At 60.8% G+C, this 6,000-nt stretch carries 5 protein-coding genes, 1 pseudogene and 2 riboswitches; of the genes and pseudogenes, 2 read left to right on the plus strand and 4 right to left on the minus strand.

The window, feature by feature from the left end; genetic code table 11:
• Positions 1–28 precede the first annotated feature (28 nt).
• A riboswitch (glycine riboswitch) is annotated at positions 29–123 on the minus strand.
• Between the two features lie 9 nt (positions 124–132).
• Positions 133–222: riboswitch (glycine riboswitch) on the minus strand.
• An 81-nt stretch (positions 223–303) separates the two neighbouring features.
• Positions 304–1,320, minus strand: coding sequence for a LacI family DNA-binding transcriptional regulator (locus tag JOZ06_RS00800; RefSeq protein WP_293227744.1), 1,017 nt, complete (start codon positions 1,318–1,320; stop codon positions 304–306).
• 136 nt (positions 1,321–1,456) lie between these two features.
• Here JOZ06_RS00800 and JOZ06_RS00805 point away from each other — a divergent pair, with 136 nt between their 5' ends.
• Positions 1,457–2,899 (plus strand): glycoside hydrolase family 1 protein, encoded by a 1,443-nt coding sequence (locus tag JOZ06_RS00805; protein WP_293227746.1) that lies wholly within the window; start codon positions 1,457–1,459, stop codon positions 2,897–2,899.
• 52 nt (positions 2,900–2,951) lie between these two features.
• Here JOZ06_RS00805 and JOZ06_RS00810 read toward each other — a convergent pair whose 3' ends face one another.
• Entirely contained in the window at positions 2,952–3,686 is a 735-nt protein-coding gene (locus tag JOZ06_RS00810; protein WP_293227748.1) for a hypothetical protein, read from the minus strand.
• 322 nt (positions 3,687–4,008) lie between these two features.
• Here JOZ06_RS00810 and JOZ06_RS00815 point away from each other — a divergent pair, with 322 nt between their 5' ends.
• The gene (locus tag JOZ06_RS00815) at positions 4,009–4,677 is read left to right on the plus strand and encodes a hypothetical protein (RefSeq protein WP_293227750.1); all 669 of its coding nucleotides are present in this window, start codon (positions 4,009–4,011) and stop codon (positions 4,675–4,677) included.
• A 147-nt stretch (positions 4,678–4,824) separates the two neighbouring features.
• Here JOZ06_RS00815 and arcC read toward each other — a convergent pair whose 3' ends face one another.
• Together arcC and JOZ06_RS00825 are read right to left on the minus strand one after the other, a co-directional pair.
• On the minus strand, positions 4,825–5,772 hold the full coding sequence (gene arcC / locus JOZ06_RS00820; RefSeq protein WP_293227751.1) for a carbamate kinase: 948 nt from the start codon (positions 5,770–5,772) through the stop codon (positions 4,825–4,827).
• Between the two features lie 79 nt (positions 5,773–5,851).
• A pseudogene (locus JOZ06_RS00825) lies at positions 5,852–6,000 on the minus strand (ornithine carbamoyltransferase subunit F); the annotation flags it as partial.

The following is a 6,000-nucleotide window of genomic DNA, read 5'->3' on the forward strand; positions in this document are numbered from 1 at the left end:
CTCAAGTGGGTGAAATCACGAATGCAACTCACACCCCTCTGTCCTGACACCTGAGATTTTCCGGCCTCTCGGCCGTTAGCCCCTTCGGTGGATGCAGCGGCACCGCTCTCCAGAGTTTGCGAGCCTGACGGCTCTGACAATGCAGTCCTTTTGCCTGAGCGATTGCGGGTGCGCTTGCGCCTTCGGCGGCCGGCCATGCCGGCTCTCTCCTGCATGAATGGCGATTATCATGGGTGCGTAGTTAGTTGGCAAGCCACCCAAGAGGGAATATGCCAAAAGTTTTATTTAAAGCAAATACCGCCATCAGCGCGGCGGCGCCACCGACTCGCGCAACAGCATGCTGGGCGCCGGCGCCTCGCCGCTCGGCGCCATGCCAGCCAGACGCGCCAACAGGCGCTCGGCCGCCAACCGCCCCAAGGCGCGCATATGCGTATCCACCGAGGTCAACGGCGGCGTTTGGCTCGCCGAGGCGGGAATGGCGTCAAACCCCACCAACGACACATCCTCCGGCACGCGCAGGCCATGCCGGAACAGCGCCAGGCGCGCGCCGGACGCCATCTGATCGTTGGCCGCAAAGAGCGCGCTGAAGCCCACACCCTCGTCCAGCCACTGTTGCGTCGCCGCCTCGCCGTGTTGCGCCAGCCATTGGCCATGCTTGACCAGCCGCGCATCGAACCCGATGCCCGCCTCGTCCAATGCCTGCCGATAGCCGGCAAGCCGCGCCCGCGCGCTGGCGCGATCCGCCGGCCCCGCGAGATGCGCGATGCGGCGATGGCCCTGCAAGATCAAATAACGTGTGGCCAACAATGCCCCACGCCGATTATCGACATGCACGCGCCAATCGGCCGGTTTGCCGCCGCCTTCACCGATCGCCACCAGCGGCAGTTGCGCCGACCATTGCGCCAGCGTCGCCTCGGGCAGCGAGGACGACAGCACCACCAGCCCATCCACGCGTTGCGCCAGCAAGAGCTCGATGCGCTTTTGCTCCTCGGCGGCATGCCAATGACCACATACCATCAGCGGCACGTAGCCGCTCGCGCTCAATGTCTCATCGACGCCCAACAGCGCCTCGCCAAACAACGGGCTGTCCAGTACCGGCGTCAGCACGCCGACGGTCATCGACGCGCCGCGCTTGAGGCTGCGCGCCAGCGCGTTGGGCCGGTAACCGAGCACGGCAATGGCTTGCTCGATGCGCCGGCGCTTTTCGGCCGATACCACGGCCGTACCGCTCAGAAAGCGCGACACCGTGCTGGGCGACACCCCGGCATGGCGGGCCACCGCGGTCAACGTGGCGGGCGAGGAGGAAAACGTACGCGGCATGGCAAGTCCGGCGCCAAAAAAGAAGATGCCTGCATGTTAACCGATAATTCGCCATGCAAACGTTGTCATTTCAATTGACAACGTTTGCATAACGCAAAATACTACATTCATCCGTTTCAATTCCTGGAGCGACACCATGCACCATCGACAATTGGCCCCCTTCCCCGCCAACTTTCTCTGGGGCGCCGCCTCGGCCGCCTATCAGATCGAAGGCGGCTGGAACGCCGACGGCAAAGGGCCGTCGGTATGGGACACGTTCAGCAAACAACCCGGCCGTACCTATCAAGGCAGCAACGGCGACGTGGCGGTCGATCACTACCACCGTTATGAAGAAGACGTCGCGCTGATGGCGGAGATGGGCCTCAAGGCCTACCGCTTTTCCATCAGCTGGCCGCGCATCTTCCCGCAGGGGCGCGGCACGCCCAACGAGGGCGGGCTGGCATTCTACGAACGGCTGATCGACGCGCTGCTCGCCCACGGCATCGAGCCGGTGGTGACGCTGTATCACTGGGACGCGCCGCAGGCACTGATGGACGAGTACGGCGCCTGGGAGTCGCGCCGCATGGCGGACGACTTCGAGCATTACTGCCGCGCGCTGTTCACCCGCTTCGGCGCCAAGGTGCGTTACTGGGTCACCCTCAACGAACAGAACATCGACACCACCCGCAGCTTCCTCTTGGCCAAGCATCCGCCGGCGGTGCGTGATCGCAAACGCTTCTATCAGGCCAACCACCACGCCTTTCTCGCCAACGCGCGCGCCATTCGCGCTTTCCGCGAACTGGTCCCCGGCGGTCAAATCGGCCCGACTTTCTGCTACTGCCCCGCCTACGCCGCATCGAGCCGGCCGGCCGACGTGATCGCCGCCGAAAGCGCCGAGGAATTCAACAATCACTGGTGGCTCGACGTTTACGCCACCGGCCGCTATCCGGCATCGGCCTGGGCGTGGCTGGTCGAACACGGCCAGGCCCCGCATGTGGAAGACGGCGACGCCGAGCTGCTCGCCAGCGCGCGGCCGGACTTTCTCGGCATCAACTATTACTTCTCGCAAGTATTCGAGGACAACGGCCGCGACGGCGTCGGCGAAACCGACTTCAACACCAGCGGCCAAAAAGGCAGCACGCCGGTCAGCGGCGTGCAGGGGCTGTTCAAGACCACGATCAATCCGCACCTGCCGACGTCGAACTGGGACTGGGCCATCGACCCGGATGGCCTGCGCATCACCCTGCGCCGCGTCACCAGCCGCTACAGCCTACCGGTATTGATCACCGAGAACGGTCTGGGCGAATTCGATACCCTGACCGCCGAGGGCAAGGTGCACGACGGCTATCGCGTCGGCTATCTGCGCAACCACCTGATCGCCTGCCAGCAGGCGATCAGCGACGGCACCCGGCTGTTGGGCTACTGCGCCTGGTCGTTCACCGACCTGTTGAGCTGGCTCAACGGCTACCAGAAGCGCTACGGCTTCGTCTACGTCAACCGCACCGAGACCGACCCGCTCGATCTGGCGCGCATCCGCAAGGACAGTTTCTATTGGTATCGGGACGTGATCGCCGCCAACGGCCGGAATCTGGCTGAATAATCGGTAAGGACACGCCCCATTGCCAGCCGGCCCTCGCCGGCTGGCATTTTTCTCAGTTGCCGGCGCGAGTCAGTGCCGTTACCCGCTCCACCCACAATACCTCCCCCGCCCCATGCAACACGTCGTCGCGCACCATTGAGCTATACCAGGGCAGTTGGGTCCGCAACTGCGTCACATGCACCAATTGCCCGTCCAGATGCACCAGATCGTTCAGTTTCAGCCCGCGCAGCAGTTGCCCCCGCACAGCGTCATTAGCGGGAATCAAATGCAGATTGGCGGTCTGGCGAGCCAAGCTATCGGCGCTAAAGTGGCGATACTCGGGCAGCTCCCAATACATTAAGCGGTAATCCTGGCCAATCCGTATCTGCTCGCGCATCAACAAGAACGGGTCAGCCATGTCGCCCCAGCCCAAAGCCAAATCAAGCGGCGAAATATCACTCAGCTCACCATGACGATAGCGCTTCACACTCAGCACGCGGCCGCTCACCCGGAAGCGCTCCACCGGCTCAAGCCAATAGCTGCCGTGAATAAACGACATTCGGCTGCGATGCGACTGTTTGGGGCCGTCCAGCAGCATGCGGAAGGCGGCCTTATCGTCAACAGGAACCAAGGCGTAGGTCGGAAACCAAACAGCCCATACCGCCAATAAAGAGGTGCCAAATAACAAGCCAAACCGAGCACGGAATTTTAACGTTGTGAATGCAGATAAAATATTCAAAAATAACTGTCTTTTAAATAAAAAATGGCAAGCCCATAATAAAGACTTGCCATCCCGATAAAAATTCAACTGCCGATTGTCATTACGGCTGATGCGCTACCGGTGCGCTGGCGGGCCGATTTGCCACAGGACCACTGGCATGGGTACGCGGTTTCATGTTTTTGGGATTTGTCATACGATTGAAAACGAATTTCCCAAATTGTTTAGCCACCTTACCCACTCCGCCAAACCGCCCGCCAGTCACCAGCTGCACTTCATCTTCACTTAATGGCCGCATAATATTCTCCATATCACAACGATAAATATATCCCCAGAGAGGACAGACAAAAAATACATCAAGCCAGGATCAAAAAAAACTTCGCGCAGTCACAGTCTATTTACCGATAGGATATTGATCATTCTGGGTATGATATATAAATTGCGCATTATTTCCCGTGACTGCCTTGTCACGCGCTGGCGCAGTTGGCTACCGCTATGGATCGCCCCCTGCCTGCTGGTCGCCAGTCAGACGCTACCGCAGCAAAATTTACCAAAGCATGAAGTGGCGTCCCTGCTGGCCCACGATCCAGAACAAAGCGATACTCGCAGCGGGCCACTACGCTATGGCAATCGCTATCTGACCCCGCGAGCACATTTTCGCGTCGCTGCGCGAGTACTGGGCCACGAACGCTATTACCTCGACCCCGACTCTGCGATATCCCCGGTCGATCTACTACTCGGCTGGGGGCCGATGAGCAACCCGGCCTTCCTTCGCCAATATGATTTGCGCTTCGCGCAATACGATAGATTTGGTTATGTTGGCTATGGCGCACCATCGCCCCCTCCCGATCAGACGCTCAACAGTCTCACCAACGCCCATCTCATTGCCGCGACGCCTGCAGTGCGTGATTACCTCTTACGGCGCGTTAAGCCAGGCGATCTAATCTATCTCGAAGGAGAACTGGTCGATGTGCTCGCACTCGACACGGGCGATTTATGGCCAACCTCGTTGACGCGCGACGATGAAGGCGCGGGCGCGTGCGAAGTCCTGCTGGTCCGGCAAGTGGCGCACCTACGCTAAGGCAGGCATAAGAACCTGAACCCAGCCCCACTAGTAGCGCGTGCGTTCGCGTAGCAACGCACGGCGAAAGACCCTACCTTATAGCGTCAAACCCAATAAAAAACGGCCCCGAAGGGCCGTTTTCATTCCAGCAAACCGCTTAGCGGCTTAGTACCACTCGATCCCGGCCTTTTCGGTCGAGATGATGGTGCCGGCCTTGCCTTCGACGATCTGTTCGATGTCTTCCAGCGCGCCGATGACCGCGCGCTTGCCGGTCAGACGGGCGAATTCGCAGGCGGCTTCCACCTTCGGGCCCATGGAGCCGGCGGCAAAGCCCAGCTTGTCCATTTCGTCCGGGTGGGCCATCTTGATCGCCTTCGCGTCCGGGGTGCCCCAGCCGACGAACACGCTCTTGACGTCGGTGGCGATGACGAAGTAATCCGCTTCGACTTCACGCGCCAACAGCGACGAGGACAGGTCCTTGTCGATCACGGCTTCCACACCACCCAGGCGACGGCCGCTGTCATCGTACATGGTCGGGATACCGCCGCCGCCGGCGGCGATGACCACGGTGCCCTTTTCCATCATCCACTTGATCGGACGCATTTCGAAAATGCGACGCGGCTTCGGACTCGGCACCACGCGACGGTAGTATTCGCCGTCGGCCTTGACCGTCCAGCCCTTTTCCTTCGCCAGCTTCTCGGCGTCTTCCTTGGTGTAGACCGGGCCGACGAACTTGGTCGGGTTCTTGAACGCCGGGTCGTTGGCGTCCACTTCGGTTTGACACAGGATGGTGGCCAGCGGCACTTCGAACGGCAGCTCGTTGCCCAGCTCCTGCTCGATCATGTAGCCGATCATGCCTTCGGTTTGCGCACCCAGCACGTCCAGCGGATACGGGGTGACCTTCTCGTCGACGTGACGGGCGTAGGCATCGTTTTGCAGACCCAACAGGCCCACTTGCGGGCCATTGCCGTGCGCGACCACCAGCTGGTGCGTCTTGGCCACGGTGGCCAGTTGCTTAGCGGCGATCTTGACGTTGTTGCGCTGATTTTGGGCGGTCATTACTTCGCCGCGGCGTTGCAGGGCGTTGCCGCCCAGAGCGACTACTACACGCATGGTGCTTTGTCCTTAGATAAATCTGGTTCGGGAGATCAAAAGGAGGGGCCGGGCCCCTCCCTATTTCAACGCCGGCGGCTTAGTCGCCCAGCGTGGACACCAGGATGGCCTTGATGGTGTGCATGCGGTTTTCCGCTTGCTCGAACTGCAGCGCCATCGGCGACTCGAACACGTCTTCCGTCACTTCCACGCCGTCCAGACCGAAGGTGTCGAACACCCACTTGCCGA

The sequence above is a fragment of the Paludibacterium sp. genome (assembly GCF_019232825.1).
Lineage (GTDB): Bacteria > Pseudomonadota > Gammaproteobacteria > Burkholderiales > Chromobacteriaceae > Paludibacterium.

Bases quoted from the DNA above. Each gene is read 5' to 3' on its own strand.
- JOZ06_RS00800 (WP_293227744.1), bottom strand. From the start codon at position 1,320: ATGCCGCGTACGTTTTCCTCCTCGCCCGCCACGTTGACCGCGGTGGCC.
- JOZ06_RS00805 (WP_293227746.1), top strand. From the start codon at position 1,457: ATGCACCATCGACAATTGGCCCCCTTCCCCGCCAACTTTCTCTGGGGC.
- arcC (WP_293227751.1), bottom strand. From the start codon at position 5,772: ATGCGTGTAGTAGTCGCTCTGGGCGGCAACGCCCTGCAACGCCGCGGC.